Genomic DNA, 18,465 nt, shown 5'->3' with positions numbered 1-18,465 from the left:
AATGAATATACCGGACGAGGGGTTTTTTACGCTGTTGACGCAGGGGATGCGGAACCGCACGGTCGAAACCTTACAGCGCGCCCTTTACCACACCTTACGTGACGCTATCCTGCAGGGAACCCTGACGGCCCGCTGCCGTTTACCCGGATCGCGGGTGATGGCCGAACGGCTACACCTGTCGCGGAATACGGTCAATGCCGCACTGGAACAGCTGGCGCTGGAGGGGGACCTGACACGGAGCCGTCAGGGAACGCAGGTGGCACCACTCGCCTCCTGCCGCCAGGAGGCGGGTCAGATGCCGCCCGTCGTGCTGCCTGAGCGGCTGCAAAGGCTGCCAGCCGCGATGCGCCGCGACTCACCGACGCTGGCATTTACGCCAGGCATGCCGGCGGTAAACTATTTCCCGCTGCCGCTGTGGCGGCGACTGATGGATAACGTGCTACGCGAAGATGGTAGCGCGCTGCTGGGTTATGGCGAAGCCGCGGGCGATCCTTTGCTGCGAGAGGCTATCGCTCGTCATCTGGCGCTCTCCCGGGGCATCCGGTGCGATATCCGGCAGATCGTCATCACCGAAGGCGCGCTGGAAGGAGTCAACTTATGCGCCTCGCTACTGACCAACCCGGGCGACAGCGTGTGGCTGGAAGAACCGGGGTACCTGGGGGCGAGGAGTGGCTTTCAGCGGGCGGGACTGCGGGTCAGAGGAATGGCTGTCGACGATGAAGGGATGTGTATTGCCAACGGCGTCGCGGAGCCGCCCCGGCTCATTTTCACCTCTCCTTCACACCAGTATCCCTGTGGGAGCATCATGAGCGCCGGGCGCCGTCTGGCGCTCGTGGAATATGCCCGCCGGCACGGGGCGTGGATTGTGGAGGATGACTACGACAGCGAGTTTCGCCATAGCGGAGAACCGATCCCGGCGATGCTGGGAATGGTGCCTGATGCCCCGGTGGTCTATCTCGGCACCTTCAGCAAAACGCTGTTTCCGGCGTTGCGTATCGGTTTTATGGTTATGCCGCCCGCGCTGGCGGATGCTGCTCAGGACGCCATTGGCGCGCTGCTGCGCGGGGGACACCGTGCTGAACAGCGGGCGCTGGCCAGCTTTATCGAGAAGAGACACTATGCGCGCCATCTGGCAGCGATGCGCCGCCTGTACCGTAAACGTCAGCAACAGCTGCGCGAGGCGCTGGCGCAAGAGATAACCGTGCCGTGCGACGTTCTCGGCGGGGGAGGGGGGATGCACCTGACGGTGGCGATGGAGGGCGTTAATGACCGGACGCTTGCGCAGCAGGCGCGCCAGTTTCAGCTGGCGCCCGCCGCGTTAAGTCATTTCTATCTCGACCCGCAGCGAGCGCGGAGCGGACTGGTGCTTGGGTATGGCAATACCTCTGCTTCTCGCTATCTCCCGGCGCTGCGGACCCTAAATCGCCTTATTGCGCAGCACCGGCGCGCGTGAGGGTAAAGACATCGTAGAAGGAGAGCTCGCCTTTGGTGGCGACCATCTTTTTGAGCTGCGCCTTCTGCTCGCTATCGACGTCTGGCGACTGCAGGATACGGTCGATCAGCTGCCGGGGGACAAAGCGGGTGTTGTACCATTCCCCGTTGTAGCACACGCGAAAGTCAAGGACATCGATATCCTCGTAGCGATAGCGTGGATAGACGTCAAAGAAGAAAAAGGCGTTGAACAGAATGAACAGCACCACCAGCAACCAGACCGAGTCTACCAGCGTTTCAGAGCGCAGCATGACCACCAGCGTCGCCAGAAACGCGGCATACATGGCAACAAACAGTCCCGGATGGTTGCGGATAAAACTGATGCTAAAACGCGGGCGATTATCGCGTTTTTCCTGGACGTTGAGTTCGTCAATGGTGTGAATCAGCAGGCGTTGTATTTCTGTCATCTTGGTCCTCGAATTCTGCAATGAACCTGCCGCGCCCGGCGGACCAGGCGCGGCAGGCTCAGCCTGAAGGCTATTTTATGTTGCAATATTCTGCGGAGAAAGTAACAGATCAGTTACAGAAAAGCATAACAGTTACGGATTTGTCGGCGGAAGGCGCTTAATGATATGCGCCGGGTTGCCGCCGACGACGGTACAGGCAGGTACGTCTTTGGTGACTACCGCGCCGGACGCAATGACCGCATTATCGCCAATGGTCACGCCGGGATTGATCACTGCCCGACCCCCAATCCACACATTGTGGCCAATAGTTACCGGCTTGCCGTATTCCTGGCCGCTATTACGCGCATCGGCGTCCAGCGGATGAGTGGCGGTATAAATATGGACGCCTGGCGCCAGCATACAGTTATCGCCAATATGGATAGGGCAGACGTCGAGCATCACGCAGTCAAAATTGGCGTAAAAACCGGCGCCGAGAAAAATATTATAACCATAGTCGCAGCGAAAGCTTGGCTCGATATACGCATCGCCGGCGCGAGCGAACAGCTCGGCCAGAATATGCTGACGTTGTTCCTGGTCATCCGGGGCGGAATGATTATAACGGTGCAACAACTGTCTGGCGCGCAGGCGATCGGCGCGAAGCGTTGGGTCGCCAGATAAATAGAGCTCACCGGCGATCATTTTGCGTTTTTCTTCACTCATGGGTCTTCCTTATACCTGACTGTTGATGGCCGTAGCAGTATAAAAAAGAAACCGGTTACAGGGTTGCTGTTGGCTGAATGATGTGATGTCTATCACAAAGATACCCTGCGGCGGCTGACCCGTACCGTCCGGCCAGCAGACCACGTAGTACGCGTAAATTAGCGGATAAATTTCCAGACAGAGGTCGGGATTTTATCGTATAGCTTATTCATGGTCAGTTCCGCCAGACGATGGTCGGCAGCTGAGTAAAATACCGCCAGCTCATTATCAGACAGTTCATATTTATTTTTTTCAATGACGCGCTCCAGCGTGTCAATTGTCTGGCAACGACGTAAGCGCATCAAATAGTCTGTTTTAGTTAATGGCTTATCAGACATAATTCCACCTTTTGATTGTAATAATTCTAACACGATAGACTGGCCGGGTTTTCCCGGCTGGCGTTGACAAAGCAACGAAATAGTCGGTTACCGGATTTTTTCCACTTTTGCAAATCCGTAGAGTTAATGCCGTAGTTACTGAACAACGTAAAAGTGTCGTCCAGATATTCGTCAACCTGAGCGATCAGCTTATTATCCTCTGCATACTTAATTTTATAATTAAGAGCGAATGTGGCAATGTGCTCGATCAATTCATTTAACTGGAGATTGACAGCCGACGTCGGGTCGTTGACCCAGCCATGGTTGCTCTCTTCCAGGTTTGCAAGGCAGTCATGATACAGCGTTTCGCAGAGAAAGCGTAGCTGTGCAATATCATGTCTTTTTGGCGAGTATTCGTCCATAACGCATCCCCTTTTGAGTGGTTTAAACGACGACTAGCAAACACCGTTGTGGGATGAACACGACTAACTGACCTGACACTAACTGAGTAATCCTGCTGATTTAACTATAATCCACTCTCCAACAGATTTCATCGTGCTATTACGAAAAATTACAATTATCAGAGAGAAATTATCTTAAAAATAGACGAATTAATTTCGCAGGCGCTGGCCCACAGCCGGAGAAATAGAGAAATCTTATGAATCATTGGTTTAAGGCAGGCAGCTGTCGCGTTCAGAAACCGCCGACCCGTGGATAATGATAGTAAGATTATTCCTGGTAAATGAGTGTTTGCCGATCCCGAGTTGTTGAACAAGCTGCTAAAAATAGCCTGCGCCATATCAATATATATTAAATGCAGAACGAAAAATAAACAATGGCAATATGTGCCTTGCCAGCCAGTGATAAAAAAGGGCCGCGGTAGCGGCCCTTTGTTCAGGAGTGAAGATTAATGATGCTCAACCTGATGGCTGTGCTCTATATCTTCCGATTTTTTGCTAAAGCGGCGACGAACCACCACAAAGAACACCGGCACGAAGAAGATCGCCAGGATCGTCGCGGTCACCATCCCGCCCATTACGCCTGTACCGACGGCGTTCTGCGCACCGGAGCCGGCGCCGGAGCTGATAACTAGCGGCATTACCCCGAGGATGAACGCCAGAGATGTCATCAGGATTGGACGTAGACGCATACGTACTGCTTCAAGCGTCGCCTCAATCAGCCCTTTGCCCTCTTTCTCCATCAGGTCTTTGGCGAATTCAACGATCAATATTGCGTTCTTCGCCGACAGGCCGATGGTGGTCAGCAGACCCACCTGGAAGTAAACGTCGTTGGTTAGCCCGCGGAAGGTGGCGGCTAACAGCGCACCGACCACACCCAAGGGGACGACCAGCATAACCGAGAACGGAATCGACCAGCTCTCATACAGCGCCGCCAGACACAGGAAGACGACAATCAGCGAGATGGCATACAGGGCAGGGGCCTGGTTGCCGGACAGTCGCTCCTGATAAGACATCCCGGTCCAGTCGTAGCCGATACCGGAAGGCAGTTTACCCGCCAGCTCTTCCATCAGCGCCATCGCCTCACCGGTACTCTTGCCTGGCGCGGCCTGACCGAGGATTTCCAGTGACGGCAGACCGTTGTAGCGTTCCAGACGCGGCGAACCGTATTCCCAACGCGAGGTCGAGAAAGCAGAGAACGGCACCATCTGACCATCGCTGCCGCGAACATACCACTTGCCGATATCTTCCGGCAGCATACGGTATTTCGCTTCGGACATGATGTACACTTTCTTCACGCGGCCGCGGTCGATAAAGTCGTTGACATAGCTTCCGCCCCAGGCTGCGCCCAGCGTGGTGTTAATGTCGCTGATGGAGACGCCCAGCGCCTGAGCTTTCTCCTGATCGATATCGATTTTAAACTGCGGTGTATCTTCCAGACCGTTAGGGCGCACGCCGGTCAGCACGTCAGGATGCTGCGCCACCATGCCAAACAGTTGGTTACGCGCCTGGGTCAGTTTTTCGTGGCCGAGACCGCCCTGGTCAATCAGCTCGAAGTCAAAGCCGGTCGCGGTACCCAGTTCAACGATAGCCGGCAGGTTAAAGGCGAAGACCATCGCATCTTTAATCTGCGAGAAGTAGCCCATTGCTCTCGCGGTGATCGCTTCAACTTTGTTTTCCTCACCCGGACGCTGGCTCCAGTCTTTCAGCGAAACGAACGCGATACCGGTGTTCTGGCCGCGGCCGGCGAAACCGAAGCCGTTAACCGCAAACACGGATTCCACGTTGTCCTTCTCTTTGGTGAGATAGTAATTCGTCATCTCATCCAGTACTTTCTGCGTACGCTCCTGGGTGGCGCCGGCAGGCAGCTGCGCCATACTCAGGAATACACCCTGATCCTCGTCCGGCAGGAACGAGCTCGGCAGACGGACGAACAGCCATGCCATACCCACCACGATAATCAGATACAGCACCAGATAACGACCGGTGCTGCGCAGAATGTTGCCTACGCTGTCGGTGTAATGGTGCGTGCTCTTATCAAACATGCGGTTAAACCAGCCGAAGAAGCCGGTGGTCGCGCCATGGCTGCCTTTCTGAATGGGTTTCAGCATCGTGGCGCACAGCGCCGGCGTCAGGATTAACGCCACCAGTACCGACAGCGCCATCGCGGAAACGATAGTGATGGAGAACTGGCGATAGATGGCCCCGGTTGAGCCGCCGAAGAACGCCATCGGGATAAATACCGCCGACAGCACCATAGCGATACCAACCAGCGCGCCCTGAATCTGTCCCATCGATTTACGCGTCGCTTCTTTCGGCGGCAGACCCTCTTCCGCCATCACGCGCTCGACGTTCTCTACCACCACGATGGCGTCATCCACCAACAGGCCGATGGCGAGCACCATCCCGAACATCGTCAGGGTGTTTATCGAGAAGCCAAACGCCGCCAGCACCGCGAAGGTGCCTAACAGGACCACCGGTACCGCGATGGTGGGGATCAGGGTGGCGCGGAAGTTCTGCAGGAACAGATACATGACCAGGAACACCAGGATGATCGCTTCCACCAGCGTTTTAACCACTTCGTGAATAGAAATTTTCACGAACGGGGTGGTGTCATACGGGTAAACGATCTTCATCCCCGACGGGAAAAACGGCTCCATCTTCGCCAGTTCAGCGCGAATAGCGTTGGCGGTATCCAGCGCGTTCGCGCCGGTAGCCAGTTTAATACCCAGACCGGATGCCGGCTGGCCGTTAAACTTCGCCACTACGTCATAGCTTTCGCCGCCCAGCTCAATTTTGGCGACATCACGCAGACGAACCTGGGAACCGTCCTGGTTCACCTTCAGCAGGATGTTGCCAAACTCTTCCGTATTGGTCAGACGCGTCTGCGCGATGATCGAGGCGTTAAGCTGCTGGCCTTTCACCGGCGGCGTACCGCCTAACTGGCCCGCGGCCACCTGGGCGTTCTGCGCTTTCAGGGCGCTGATCACATCCACCGGCGTAAGCTGGAAGTTGTTCAGTTTGTTTGGATCCATCCAGATACGCATCGCATACTGGGAACCGAATAGCTGAACGTCGCCGACGCCGCTGGTACGGCTAATCGGATCCTTCATGTTGGCCGCCACGTAGTCCGAAATATCGTCCTGGTTCATGGTGCCGTTGGTGTTAATGACGCCGACAACCATCAGGAAGCTGCTGGACGCTTTCTCAACGCTAATCCCTTGCTGCTGTACTTCTTGCGGCAGCAGAGGCGTCGCCAGCGCCAGCTTGTTCTGAACCTGAACCTGGGCGATATCCGGATCGGTACCGGATTCGAAGGTCAGCGTAATGGTTGCCGTACCGGTGGAGTCGCCATTTGAGGACATGTACATCAGGTGATCGATACCGTTCATATTCTGTTCGATAACCTGAGTTACGGTGTTCTGCACCGTTTCGGCGTCAGCACCGGGGTACATGGCGGTAATGGAAATTGCTGGCGGCGCAATCGTCGGATATTGCGCCACCGGCAATTTGAGGATCGATAATCCCCCAGCCAGCATGATGATAATGGCGATCACCCATGCAAATATGGGGCGATCGATAAAGAAATTAGGCATGTCTTAACGGCTCCTGTTTAAGTTAAGACTTGGTTTGTTCTGATGGCGCGTTGCCTGCGGCTTGCTGTTTATCATCAGAAGCTACTTCCTGCGCTTTTACCTGCACACCTGGTTTGATTTTTTGCAGGCCGGTGACGATAACGCGATCGCCGGATTTCAGACCGTCAGTGACCAGCCATTTATCGCCGATCGCCTGAGAAGCAGTGACCTGGCGGACTTCGACTTTATCGCCTTCACCCACTACCATGACGCTGGCGTCGCCGCGCGGCGTACGGGTAACACCCTGTTGCGGTACCAGCAGGGCGTCAGGGTTAATCCCTTCTTCCAGACGGGCACGGACGAACATCCCCGGTAACAGGGTGTGATCCGGGTTCGGGAAAATAGCGCGTAGCGTGATTGAGCCGGTGGTCTGATCAACAGTGACATCCGAGAATTCCAGCGTGCCGGACTGCGGATACTTAAGACCGTCATTAGTCACCAGCTCCACTTTCGCTTTGCCGTTTTCCTGTTTCAGGCGGCCGTCGGCTAGCTCCTGCTTCAGGCGCAGGAAATCATTGCTCGACTGGGTGACGTCAACATAGATCGGATCCAGCTGCTGAACGGTTGCCAGGGCGGTCGTTTGACCATTCTGTACCAGCGCCCCTTCGGTCACGGCGGATTTACCAATCCGGCCGCTGATCGGCGAGGTGACTTTGGTGTAGGCCAGATTGATGCGCGCGGTTTCAACGGCCGCTTTCGCCGCGACCACGGCCGCATTGCTCTGCTGCGCCGTCGCAACGGCGGTATCGTAGTCTTGTTGACTAATATATTTGGTGCCCAACAGTTTCTGATAACGCTTGACCGTCAGTTGATCCATGTTTGCCGCCGCCTGGGCTTTTGCCAGGTCGCCTTTGGCGCTGTCATAGCTGGCCTGATAGGTGGCTGGATCGATCTGATACAGGGAGACGCCGGCCTGGATATCGCTACCTTCCACGAAGTTACGTTTTAAAATAATGCCACTGACCTGAGGACGGACTTCCGCAATGCGATAGGCGCTGGTGCGGCCTGGCAGTTCGGTGGTTATTTGTAGAGGTGCGGATTTGAGCGTCACAATACCGACTTCCGGCATGTGCTGGGCTCCCTGTTGAGCCGGTTTATCGTCACATCCTGTTAGCGCTAAGCTGCCTGAGAGCATCAGAACGACCGCCAGAGGCGTTAACCCTCTGTTTTTGTTCATATGTAAACCTCGAGTGTCCAATTTCAAAATGTTCAGTGGCTCAAACAACCACAAACCCACTACAGTCTTTCTATTATGGTCATGCTATGGTACATACATTCACAAATGTATGTAAACGTAACCTCTGTAAAGTCATTAACCTATGGCACGAAAAACCAAACAACAGGCACGTGAAACCCGGCAACTGATTCTGGATGTTGCTCTGCGTCTGTTTTCGCAGCAAGGCGTATCATCTACCTCGTTGGCAACAATTGCAAAAGCTGCGGGTGTAACGAGGGGGGCTATCTACTGGCATTTCAAGAATAAATCAGATTTATTCAACGAAATTTGGGAGCTGTCAGACGCCAGTATTAGCGATCTCGAAATTGAGTATCGGGCAAAATTCCCCAACGATCCACTCTCAGTTATCAGGGAGATTCTAGTCTATGTTCTTGAAGCGACAGTGACAGAAGAACGTCGACGATTAATGATGGAGATTATCTATCATAAGTGTGAGTTCGTCGGTGAAATGACCGTGGTGCAGCAGGCCCAGCGGCAGCTCTCCCTGGCGAGTTATGAGCGTATCGAGCAGACCTTGAAAGAGTGCATCGCGGCGAAGCTGCTGCCCGCCAATTTACTCACCCGGCGGGCGGCCGTGTTAATGCGCAGCTACCTTTCCGGGCTGATGGAAAACTGGCTGTTTGCCCCCGATTCGTTCGACCTGCATGCGGAAGCGCGGGACTACGTCGCTATTCTGCTGGAGATGTATCAATTCTGCCCGACGCTACGCGGCCCGGAGAGCTTGTCAGCTTAAAGGTAGCGCGCGGATGGGCGTGAATTTTTAGCGCCGTCCGCCGCTATTCGCCAGCGCTGAGAAGTGCTATTCTGCGCGCTTGCGACGACCCCCGGTATTCTCCGGCATTTGCATTCATTCATATTAACTATGCTGCACACGATCTCCAGGCAACGCGCCACGTTCATCTTTATTATCACGCTGCTCTGTTTTATTGGCCTTTTCAGCCCAGTCCAGGGCCGCGCCGCGGATCTCCCCGATCGGGCAGAGGTGCAGAGCCAGCTCAATACGTTAAACAAGCAAAAAGAACTGACTCCGCAGGACAAACTGGTCCAGCAGGATCTGACTCAGACGCTGGAAACGCTGGATAAAATCGAGCGTATCAAAAGCGAGACGGCACAGCTGCGACAGCAGGTCGAGCAGGCGCCGGCGAAGCTGCGCCAGGCGGTGGAGAGCCTCAATAACCTGAGCGATGTCCCGAACGACGACGCGACGCGCAAAACGCTAAGTACGCTCTCCCTGCGTCAGCTGGAGTCGCGCGTCACCCAGACGCTGGACGATCTGCAGAATGCGCAAAACGATCTGGCGACCTATAACAGCCAACTGGTTTCCCTGCAAACGCAGCCGGAACGCGTGCAAAATGCGATGTTCAACGCCTCCCAGCAGCTGCAGCAGATCCGCAATCGTCTGAATGGCACCTCGGTGGGCGACGAGACCCTACGCCCGACCCAGCAGGTGCTGTTGCAGGCTCAACAGGCATTGCTCAACGCGCAGATCGAGCAACAGCGCAAGAGCCTCGAAGGCAACACTATCCTGCAGGATACCCTGCAGAAGCAGCGTGACTACGTCACCGCCTGGAGCAACCGGCTGGAGCATCAGCTACAGCTGCTGCAGGAGGCCGTGAACAGCAAACGGCTGACCCTGACCGAGAAAACCGCCCAGGAGGCGGTTACCCCCGACGAAACGGCGCGTATTCAGGCCAACCCGCTGGTCAAGCAGGAGCTGGATATTAACCATCAGCTCAGCGAGAAGCTGATCCAGGCAACAGAGAACGGTAACCAGCTGGTGCAGCGCAATATCCAGGTCAAGAACTGGCTCGACCGCGCGCTGCAGTCTGAACGGGATATTAAAGAGCAAATTTCAGTTCTGCGGGGGAGCCTGCTGCTGTCGCGTATTCTTTACCAACAGCAACAGACATTACCGTCGGCGGATGAGCTGCAGGATATGACCAACCGCATCGCCGACCTGCGGCTTGAACAGTTTGAGGTGAACCAGCAGCGCGACGCGCTGTTCCAGAGCGATGCCTTTGTCGCCAAACTGGAGGAGGGGCACAGCAGCGAAGTGAACGATGAAGTCCACGCCGCGCTACTGGAAGTGATCGACATGCGTCGCGAACTGCTTGATCAGTTCAACAAACAGTTGGGCAACCAGCTGATGATGGCCATCAACCTGCAGATCAACCAGCAGCAGCTGATGAGCGTCTCGAGCAGTCTGAAGGAAATTCTGACCCAGCAAATTTTCTGGGTGAACAGCAATAAACCGATGGACTGGGAGTGGATTAAGGCCTTCCCGGAGGCGCTGAAAGGTCAGTTTAAGGCGATGAAAATCACCGTGAACTGGGAAAAAGCGTGGCCTGCGGTGTTTGTCGCTTTCCTGGCCGGTTTACCGCTGCTGTTGATTGCCGGCCTCATCCGCTGGCGTCTGCAGTGGCTCAAGGATTATCAGGCAAAGCTTGCTTCCCAGGTGGGACAGCTGCGCAACGATACCCAGCTGCATACGCCGAAGGCGATCCTGATCGATCTGATCCGCGCCTTACCGGTGGTGCTGTTGATTCTGGCTATCGGTCTGATCTTACTCACCATGCAGTTAAATATTAGCGGACTGCTGTGGGCGTACAGTAAAAAGCTGGCTATGTTCTGGCTGGTGTTTGGCCTGTGCTGGAAAGTGCTGGAAAAGAACGGCGTCGCGGTCAACCACTTTAATATGCCGGCGCAGTTGACCAGCCACTGGCGGCGGCAGATTGTTCGCGTCAGCCTGGCGCTGCTGCCGCTGAATTTCTGGTCGGTGATTTCCGAACTGTCGCCGCTGAACCTGATGGACGACGTGCTGGGGCAGTTGGTGATTTTCTTCAACTTACTGCTGATCGCGGTGCTGGTTTGGCCGATGTGCCGGGAAAGTTGGCGCGATAAAGAGTCGCACAGCCTGCGTCTGCTGACGATCACGGTGTTGTCTATCGTTCCGGTGGCCCTGATGGTGCTGACGGCAACCGGCTACTTCTACACGACGCTGCGTCTGGCGGGACGCTGGATCGAGACCGTGTATCTGGTGATGATCTGGAACCTGCTGTACCAGACGGTGCTGCGCGGCCTGAGCGTGGCGGCGCGGCGTATCGCCTGGCGCCGCGCGCTGGCGCGCCGTCAACATCTGGTGAAGGAAGGGGCGGAAGGCGCCGAGCCGCAGGAAGAGCCAACTATCGCTCTCGAGCAGGTCAACCAGCAGACGCTGCGCATCACCATGTTGGTGATGGTCGCGCTGTTCGCAGTGATGTTCTGGGCGATTTGGTCTGATTTGATCACCGTTTTCGCCTACCTCGACAGCATTACCCTCTGGCACTACAACGGTACCGAGGCGGGGGCCAGCGTGGTACGCAGCGTGACGATGGGCAGTTTGTTGTTCGCCATTGTGGCGTCAATGGTCGCCTGGGCGCTGATCCGCAACCTGCCGGGTTTGCTGGAGGTGCTGGTGCTGTCGCGGCTCAACATGCGTCAGGGGACCTCCTACGCCATCACCACCATTCTCAACTATGCGATTATCGCTATCGGGGCGATGACGGTATTCGGGGCGCTGGGTGTCTCCTGGGATAAACTGCAATGGCTGGCGGCCGCGCTGTCGGTTGGTTTAGGTTTTGGTCTGCAGGAGATCTTCGGTAACTTTGTCTCCGGCCTAATCATTCTGTTCGAACGTCCGGTGCGCATTGGGGATACGGTCACTATCGGAACCTTCTCGGGGACGGTAAGCAAAATCCGTATTCGCGCCACCACCATCACCGATTTCGATCGCAAAGAGGTGATTATCCCGAACAAGGCGTTCGTTACCGAGCGCTTGATCAACTGGTCGCTCTCCGACACCGTGACCCGGGTGGTGATCCGCCTCGGCGTCGCCTATGGCTCAGACCTGGATAAGGTGAAAGAGGTGCTGCTGAAGGCCGCGCACGATCATCCGAAAGTGATGCAGGAGCCGGCGCCAGCGGTTTTCTTCACCACCTTCGGGGCCAGTACCCTGGATCATGAACTGCGTCTGTATGTTCGAGAACTGCGCGATCGCAGCTACACGGTGGATGAACTCAACCGCGCCATCGACCGCCTGTGCCGGGAGAATGACATCAACATTGCCTTTAACCAGCTGGAAGTTCATCTGCGCAATGAAAAAGGCGATGAAGTCACCGAAGTGAAACGGGACGGGAAAGGCGACGATCTGGCGCCCACCACCGCGTCCTGATCGAAGAGGGGCGGCGCAAAGCCGCCCCTGCTGTATCAGGGCGCCAGCGCGGCGAGTTCTTCATCGCTCAGCCCGGTGAGCTCCTGCACGGTTTGACGTTCGAGGCCGCGCGCCAGCATTCTGGCGGCGATGCTGCGAGTGGCGGCTTCTCGACCTTCCTGCTCACCCTCTTGCTGTCCCTGTTTACGGCCTTTCTCTTCCAGCCATTCGGCAATGGTCATAATCAGCTCCTTATGCCTGGGCGACTGCGCCGCCAGCGTGCGGATCAGCGCCCCCGGATGTTCCGTAGTTCCCGCCTGCAACATATAGCGCAGCAGCGTATTCAGCTGCGCTTCTGTCAGATAGCCTTGCGTCATCAGCGCAATCAGCGGCACCTGCAGCTCGGCCAGATCGCGATGGCGGATATGCTTTTGCAGCAGCTCCAGCATGGCCATCCGCCGATGACGGGCGATCTGATTATCTGGCATTACGGTGAGGTCCACCAGCGGAAAATCATTGCTATAGAGCGCCTTCGCCAGCGCCGGATCGGCGAATAGCTGTTGCCAGTTGCGGGCCCAGGGCCAGGGGCTCACTTTGCCGTGATAAAACAGAATCGGCACCACCAGCGGCAGCGTGTCGTGGCCGGCGTCCAGATGACGCTGCATGGCGGCCAGCGCATAGCGCAGCAGGCGAAACGCCATCAGCTTGTCCGGGGTACTCTGGTGCTCAATCAGCGCGTACACATAGCCCGGTCCATGACGCGTGCGCAGTGAGTAAAGGATATCGGAATAGCTGGCGCGCAGGTCCTCTTCAACAAAGCTACCGGAGACCAGCTGCAGCGAATCCAGTTCGCAGATCGCCAGAAACGGCGCGGGGAGGTACAACTGCAAAAAATCCTTCGCGACCGCCTGATGCATGAGCATCTGGCGAAACACCGCGTCGTGTGGGGTTTGACTGACTTTTTCCATCAATATTGTCTCCAGTGGCGTCATGCGCAGAGGACCAGACTGCCAGCACACTGCCGGAGACAACATCCTACTTCTCTGGGTTTTGCGACCCGCTTTCCGCGTTTTTTAACTTGTTTGCATAATCCCGCCGGACAATTTCCAGCGCGCTCAGCACGGTTTGCGCCGGGATCTGATGCGATTCCAGCAACATGATTAAATCGACGGCCAGTTTGACCTCATCGGATGCATTTTCCAGCGACATCGGGCTCTCCTGTTAGCGCGTCAGCCGCGCCAGTACGTTTTCAATCTTGTCCAGCGCCTGTCGGCAGCGCGCCAACCGGCCGCTGTAGGCTTCAACTTCTTTCCCCAGCCGCTGCTGCTCGTCAAGGCTGGTCGCCTGCGCCAGCTGACGCTGGCGTTGGTCGCGCATCGCCAGCAGGCGGCGCTCATACTCCTGATGCTGCAGGCGACGGCGCTGCCAGCGGCTCAACGTTGGCGACGCGTGGTCCCAACTGCGCAAGGACCAGGTGGCGGTTTCACGGCGCAGCGCGGCGATTTGTGCCGCCAGACGCTCGGCAATCCAGACCACCTGCGGCAGCTGCTGGCGCTCGACGGCCTGGCGGAGCTGGTTAAAGTTGTGTTGGGCTTCCGCCAGATAGGCCTGCATCAGCGTGCTGCGGGTGTGGAAGAGCTGGCGGTCAAAGCGCGGGCTGAGGGTCGCGTGCTCCGCCAGCGGCGCCACCAGCGCGGCCAGCTCACTCAGCTGGTCGTTCAGCGTTTGTAAAAGTTGAGCAGTTTTCACCAACCCCCTCCATTTTCCGTCAGCCAACTGTGCTACAGTAGCCTCATCTGTTTGATAACGATTCGCATTATGCCACCTGTTATTTTAACCATTATCGGCTGGCTGGCGGTAGCGCTGGGTACGCTGGGCGTCTTCTTACCGTTGCTGCCGACGACGCCGTTTATTCTGCTCGCCGCCTGGTGCTTTGCCCGCTCATCGCCGCGCTTTCACCAGTGGCTGCTGTATCGCTCCTGGTTTGGCGGCTATCTTCGCCACTGGCAACAGTACCGCGCCATGCCTCGCGGCGCTAAACCGCGCGCCATTGCGATGATCGTGGTGACTTTTGCTATTTCGCTATGGCTGGTTAAGCTTACGTGGGTGCGCATCATGCTGTTGGTCATTCTGGCCTGTCTGCTGATCTTTATGTGGCGCATTCCGGTGGTTGACGCAAAGCAACAAAAGCACTGATGCGCAATAATGCCTGTTGCAATTGTTGCCGACAGCCAGTAAATTCTGGCGTTTTCGAGCGCGGGCAAGCCTGGTCAAAGGTTAAACAAATGTTTCTTTGGCCCCTTTTGCACGCCCGTGGGTAATACCGTTTCAATCAGGCATACACTTATGACCGCAACTGCACAGCAGCTTGAATATCTGAAGAACAGCATCCAGAGTATCGAGGATTATCCAAAACCTGGCATTCTTTTCCGCGATGTCACCAGCTTACTGGAAGACCCGAAGGCCTACGCGCTTAGCATTGAACTGCTGACCGAGCGCTACAAAGACGCGGGTATTACCAAAGTGGTAGGGACTGAGGCGCGTGGCTTCCTGTTCGGCGCCCCGGTCGCGCTGGCGCTGGGCGTGGGCTTTGTTCCGGTACGCAAGCCGCGTAAGTTGCCGCGTGAAACCATCGCCGAGACCTATGAGCTGGAGTATGGCACCGATCAGCTGGAGATCCACGTTGACGCCATTAAACCGGGCGATAAAGTGCTGGTGGTTGACGATCTGCTGGCGACCGGCGGCACTATCGACGCCACGGTCAAACTGATCCGCCGACTCGGCGGCGAAGTGCACGATGCCGCTTTCATTATCAATCTCTTCGATCTGGGCGGCGAACAGCGCCTGGAGAAGCTGGGGATCCACTGCTACAGTCTGGTGCCGTTCCCGGGCCACTAAGCAAATCCCTCCACATAGCCTCGCCGATCGGGCGGGGCTGTGATAGCATGACCCCTTCGTGATTTCACCTTCCAGCGTTTCAGAGCCAGCCCATGAGTTATCAGGTCTTAGCCCGTAAATGGCGCCCACAAACCTTTGCTGACGTCGTCGGCCAGGAACATGTGCTGACCGCACTGGCGAACGGCTTGTCGTTAGGGCGCATTCATCACGCTTATCTTTTTTCCGGTACCCGCGGGGTCGGGAAGACCTCCATCGCCCGTCTGCTGGCGAAAGGGTTAAACTGTGAAACCGGCATCACCGCCACCCCCTGCGGCGTGTGCGATAACTGCCGGGAAATTGAACAGGGGCGCTTTGTCGATCTGATTGAGATTGACGCCGCCTCGCGAACCAAAGTCGAAGATACCCGCGATCTGCTGGACAACGTCCAGTACGCGCCGGCCCGCGGCCGCTTTAAGGTCTATCTCATCGACGAAGTCCATATGCTGTCGCGTCACAGCTTCAACGCGTTGTTAAAAACGCTGGAGGAGCCGCCGGCGCACGTCAAATTCCTGCTGGCGACGACGGATCCGCAGAAGCTGCCGGTAACGATCTTATCCCGCTGCCTGCAGTTCCACCTGAAGGCGCTGGACGTTGAACAGATCCGCCATCAGCTGGAGCATATTCTTGGCGAAGAGCAGATTGCCTTTGAGCCCCGCGCGCTGCAGCTGTTGTCGCGGGCGGCCGATGGCAGCCTGCGCGATGCCTTAAGCCTGACCGATCAGGCGATTGCCAGTGGGGAAGGGCAGCTGACGGCCGCATCGGTGAGCACCATGCTCGGCACCCTTGATGACGATCAGGCGCTGTCGCTGATTGAAGCGCTGGTTGCTGCCGACGGCGAGCGGGTCATGGCGGGCGTCAATGACGCCGCCGCACGCGGCGTCGAGTGGGAGGCGCTGCTGGTCGAGATGCAGAGCCTGCTGCACCGCATCGCCATGGTTCAGCTGTCGCCTTCGGCGCTGGGCGCCGACATGGCCGCGGTCGAAGTGCGGATGCGCGAACTGGCGCGAACCGTACCGCCCGGCGACGTTCAGCTCTACTACCAAACGCTGCTGATTGGCCGCAAAGAGCTGCCTTACGCCCCGGACCGGCGGATGGGCGTCGAAATGACGCTGCTGCGTGCCCTGGCGTTTCATCCGCGTAAGCCGCTGCCGGAGCCGGAGGCGCAGCCGGCACAGGCCGCCGCGCCCGCGCCGCGTCAGCCGGTTGCCCCCGCCGCGCCGTCGCCACAGTCGCCGCAGAGTTTGCCGCCGACCACCAGCCAGGTGCTGGCGGCCCGCAGCCACCTGCAGCGCAGCCAGGGAGCAACCACCCCAAAAAAGAGTGAACCGGCAGCCGCTTCCCGCGCGCGGCCGGTGAATAACGCTGCGCTGGAGCGACTGAGTTCGATTACCGAGCGCGTCCAGGCTCGTCCGGCCGCGGCCGCGCTGGAGCAGGCCCCGGCGAAGAAAGAGGCCTATCGCTGGAAGGCGACGACGGTGGTGGAAGAGACCAAAGTCGAAGTCGCCACGCCCAAAGCGCTGAAAAAGGCGCTGGAGCATGAGAAGACGCCGGAGCTGGCGGCCAAGCTCGCCGAAGAAGCGGTCGAGCGCGACAGCTGGGCGGCGGAAGTGAGCCAGCTGGCGGTACCGAAGCTGGTCGAGCAGGTGGCGCTCAACGCGTGGAAAGAGCAGGAGGGCAGCCGCGTCTGTCTGCATCTGCGTCCCAGCCAGCGCCACCTCAATTCCGCCAGCGCGCAGCAAAAGCTGGCTGAAGCGCTGGGGGTGTTGTACGGTACGCCGGTTGAATTGACCATCGTGGAAGACGATAATCCCGCGATGCGTACGCCGCTGGAGTGGCGGCAGGCTATTTATGAAGAGAAGCTCGCGCAGGCGCGCGAAGCCATTATCGCGGATAATAACATTCAGACCCTGCGTCGTTTCTTCGACGCCGATCTGGATGAAGAGAGTATTCGCCCCATTTGAATGCCAGTCTGACTGGCATTCAGTACCTTTAACGATGACTGACTGAGAGAGAAGCCTATGTTTGGTGGAAAAGGCGGCCTGGGTAACCTGATGAAGCAGGCCCAGCAGATGCAAGAGAAAATGCAGAAGATGCAGGAAGAGATCGCTCAGCTGGAAGTAACCGGCGAATCCGGCGCGGGTCTGGTGAAAGTGACCATTAACGGCGCGCACAACTGCCGCCGTGTGGAGATCGACCCAAGCCTGCTGGAAGACGACAAAGAGATGCTCGAAGATCTGGTGGCTGCCGCGTTCAACGACGCCGCGCGCCGTATCGAAGAGACCCAGAAAGAGAAGATGGCTTCCGTTTCTGCCGGTATGCAACTGCCGCCAGGCTTCAAGATGCCGTTCTGATGCAAACCAGCCCGCTGTTAACTCAGCTTATGGAAGCGCTGCGCTGTCTGCCGGGCGTCGGCCCGAAGTCAGCGCAGCGCATGGCGTTTACCCTGCTGCAGCGCGATCGCAGCGGCGGGATGCGCCTGGCGCAGGCGCTGACGCGTGCGATGTCGGAGATCGGCCACTGCGCCGATTGCCGCACCTTCACCGAGCAGGAGGTGTGCAATATCTGCAGCAACCCGCGTCGCCAGGAAAACGGCCAGATCTGTGTGGTAGAGAGTCCGGCGGACATCTATGCCATTGAGCAGACCGGGCAGTATTCCGGCCGCTACTTCGTGCTGATGGGGCACCTGTCGCCGCTCGACGGCATCGGGCCTGATGACATCGGGCTCGATCGCCTGGAGCAACGGCTGGAGGCGGAGTCGATCACCGAGGTGATCCTCGCCACCAACCCGACCGTTGAGGGCGAGGCGACGGCCAACTACATCGCAGAGCTGTGCGCGCAGTATGGCGTCGACGCCAGCCGAATCGCCCACGGCGTGCCGGTGGGCGGCGAGCTGGAGATGGTCGACGGCACCACGCTGTCCCACTCCCTGGCCGGTCGCCACAAGATTACTTTCTGAACAAATGGAGGCGGCCTTCGCCGCCTCCGCTTGAAAAATTTCCCCGCTGTCCCCATCTCCCACTCAACGGTTTTTTACCCATTTAAAATGGCATTGTTGA

General features: G+C 57.4%; 18 protein-coding genes and 1 other annotated feature. Of the genes, 9 read left to right on the top strand and 9 right to left on the bottom strand.

The genetic code is table 11. The features are described from left to right. Position 1: 1 nt before the first annotated feature. Positions 2-1,453: a PLP-dependent aminotransferase family protein gene (locus tag IB144_RS20100; protein ID WP_065888842.1), complete on the top strand. Its 1,452-nt coding sequence runs from the start codon at positions 2-4 to the stop codon at positions 1,451-1,453. On the opposite strand, the gene IB144_RS20095 is transcribed toward IB144_RS20100, so the two are convergent. Beyond that, the gene (locus tag IB144_RS20095) at positions 1,428-1,898 is read right to left on the bottom strand and encodes a YlaC family protein (protein WP_002892026.1); all 471 of its coding nucleotides are present in this window, start codon (positions 1,896-1,898) and stop codon (positions 1,428-1,430) included. The two genes, IB144_RS20100 and IB144_RS20095, sit on opposite strands and share 26 nt — an antisense overlap. Positions 1,899-1,918: 20 nt before the next feature. On the opposite strand from IB144_RS20095, the gene IB144_RS20090 reads away from it, so the two are divergent. Further along, positions 1,919-2,059, top strand: a complete 141-nt coding sequence (locus IB144_RS20090; RefSeq protein ID WP_032409038.1) for a hypothetical protein — start codon at positions 1,919-1,921, stop codon at positions 2,057-2,059. Here the strand turns inward: IB144_RS20090 and maa are convergent. The 5 genes from maa to acrA form a co-directional block, all read right to left on the bottom strand. Next, positions 2,031-2,597 carry a maltose O-acetyltransferase gene (gene maa / locus IB144_RS20085; RefSeq protein ID WP_065888843.1) on the bottom strand — a complete coding sequence of 189 codons (567 nt, stop codon included), beginning with the start codon at positions 2,595-2,597 and terminating at the stop codon, positions 2,031-2,033. The genes IB144_RS20090 and maa overlap by 29 nt on opposite strands. A gap of 158 nt (positions 2,598-2,755) precedes the next feature. Further along, positions 2,756-2,974 carry an HHA domain-containing protein gene (locus tag IB144_RS20080; RefSeq protein WP_002892050.1) on the bottom strand — a complete coding sequence of 73 codons (219 nt, stop codon included), beginning with the start codon at positions 2,972-2,974 and terminating at the stop codon, positions 2,756-2,758. 26 nt (positions 2,975-3,000) lie between these two features. Continuing rightward, on the bottom strand, positions 3,001-3,375 hold the full coding sequence (gene tomB / locus IB144_RS20075) for an Hha toxicity modulator TomB (protein WP_002892066.1): 375 nt from the start codon (positions 3,373-3,375) through the stop codon (positions 3,001-3,003). A gap of 485 nt (positions 3,376-3,860) precedes the next feature. Continuing rightward, entirely contained in the window at positions 3,861-7,007 is a 3,147-nt protein-coding gene (gene acrB, locus IB144_RS20070) for a multidrug efflux RND transporter permease subunit AcrB (protein ID WP_002892069.1), read from the bottom strand. 22 nt (positions 7,008-7,029) lie between these two features. After that, positions 7,030-8,223 carry a multidrug efflux RND transporter periplasmic adaptor subunit AcrA gene (acrA, locus tag IB144_RS20065; protein WP_004177236.1) on the bottom strand — a complete coding sequence of 398 codons (1,194 nt, stop codon included), beginning with the start codon at positions 8,221-8,223 and terminating at the stop codon, positions 7,030-7,032. 142 nt (positions 8,224-8,365) lie between these two features. Here acrA and acrR point away from each other — a divergent pair, with 142 nt between their 5' ends. Together acrR and mscK are read left to right on the top strand one after the other, a co-directional pair. Continuing rightward, a complete protein-coding gene (gene acrR / locus IB144_RS20060) occupies positions 8,366-9,016 on the top strand; it encodes a multidrug efflux transporter transcriptional repressor AcrR (RefSeq protein WP_002892080.1) in 651 nt (216 codons plus the stop codon). A 129-nt stretch (positions 9,017-9,145) separates the two neighbouring features. Then, on the top strand, positions 9,146-12,493 hold the full coding sequence (gene mscK, locus IB144_RS20055) for a mechanosensitive channel MscK (RefSeq protein WP_004177234.1): 3,348 nt from the start codon (positions 9,146-9,148) through the stop codon (positions 12,491-12,493). Positions 12,494-12,528: 35 nt separating this feature from the next. Here the strand turns inward: mscK and IB144_RS20050 are convergent, their stop codons facing one another. The 3 genes from IB144_RS20050 to priC form a co-directional block, all read right to left on the bottom strand. Beyond that, complete coding sequence (locus IB144_RS20050; protein WP_040215199.1) at positions 12,529-13,440, bottom strand: Rpn family recombination-promoting nuclease/putative transposase; 912 nt, start codon at positions 13,438-13,440, stop codon at positions 12,529-12,531. 67 nt (positions 13,441-13,507) lie between these two features. Further along, positions 13,508-13,681 carry a pleiotropic regulatory protein RsmS gene (gene rsmS, locus IB144_RS20045; RefSeq protein WP_002892136.1) on the bottom strand — a complete coding sequence of 58 codons (174 nt, stop codon included), beginning with the start codon at positions 13,679-13,681 and terminating at the stop codon, positions 13,508-13,510. 12 nt (positions 13,682-13,693) lie between these two features. Beyond that, positions 13,694-14,221 (bottom strand): primosomal replication protein N'', encoded by a 528-nt coding sequence (gene priC, locus IB144_RS20040; protein ID WP_002892142.1) that lies wholly within the window; start codon positions 14,219-14,221, stop codon positions 13,694-13,696. A gap of 69 nt (positions 14,222-14,290) precedes the next feature. Between priC and IB144_RS20035 the strand changes: the two genes are divergently transcribed. The 5 genes from IB144_RS20035 (at position 14,291) to recR (ending at position 18,365) form a co-directional block, all read left to right on the top strand. After that, positions 14,291-14,668 carry a DUF454 family protein gene (locus IB144_RS20035; protein WP_002892144.1) on the top strand — a complete coding sequence of 126 codons (378 nt, stop codon included), beginning with the start codon at positions 14,291-14,293 and terminating at the stop codon, positions 14,666-14,668. A gap of 150 nt (positions 14,669-14,818) precedes the next feature. Continuing rightward, positions 14,819-15,370: an adenine phosphoribosyltransferase gene (apt, locus tag IB144_RS20030; RefSeq protein WP_002892145.1), complete on the top strand. Its 552-nt coding sequence runs from the start codon at positions 14,819-14,821 to the stop codon at positions 15,368-15,370. Between the two features lie 92 nt (positions 15,371-15,462). Next, positions 15,463-17,370, top strand: coding sequence for a DNA polymerase III subunit gamma/tau (gene dnaX, locus IB144_RS20025; protein WP_040215201.1), 1,908 nt, complete (start codon positions 15,463-15,465; stop codon positions 17,368-17,370). Continuing rightward, positions 16,703-16,767: a sequence feature (DnaX frameshifting element), on the top strand. It overlaps the preceding gene by 65 nt. Positions 17,371-17,427: 57 nt before the next feature. Beyond that, on the top strand, positions 17,428-17,760 hold the full coding sequence (locus IB144_RS20020) for a YbaB/EbfC family nucleoid-associated protein (RefSeq protein WP_002892173.1): 333 nt from the start codon (positions 17,428-17,430) through the stop codon (positions 17,758-17,760). Further along, positions 17,760-18,365 (top strand): recombination mediator RecR, encoded by a 606-nt coding sequence (recR, locus tag IB144_RS20015; protein ID WP_002892177.1) that lies wholly within the window; start codon positions 17,760-17,762, stop codon positions 18,363-18,365. Before IB144_RS20020 ends, recR begins: the two co-directional genes overlap by 1 nt. Positions 18,366-18,465: the final 100 nt, after the last annotated feature.

The sequence above is a fragment of the Klebsiella sp. K4 genome (assembly GCF_014596785.2).
Taxonomy (GTDB): Bacteria; Pseudomonadota; Gammaproteobacteria; order Enterobacterales; family Enterobacteriaceae; genus Klebsiella; species Klebsiella pneumoniae.
The sequence above is the reverse complement of the archived record's forward strand: the minus strand, read 5'-3'. Positions and strand labels throughout refer to the sequence as shown.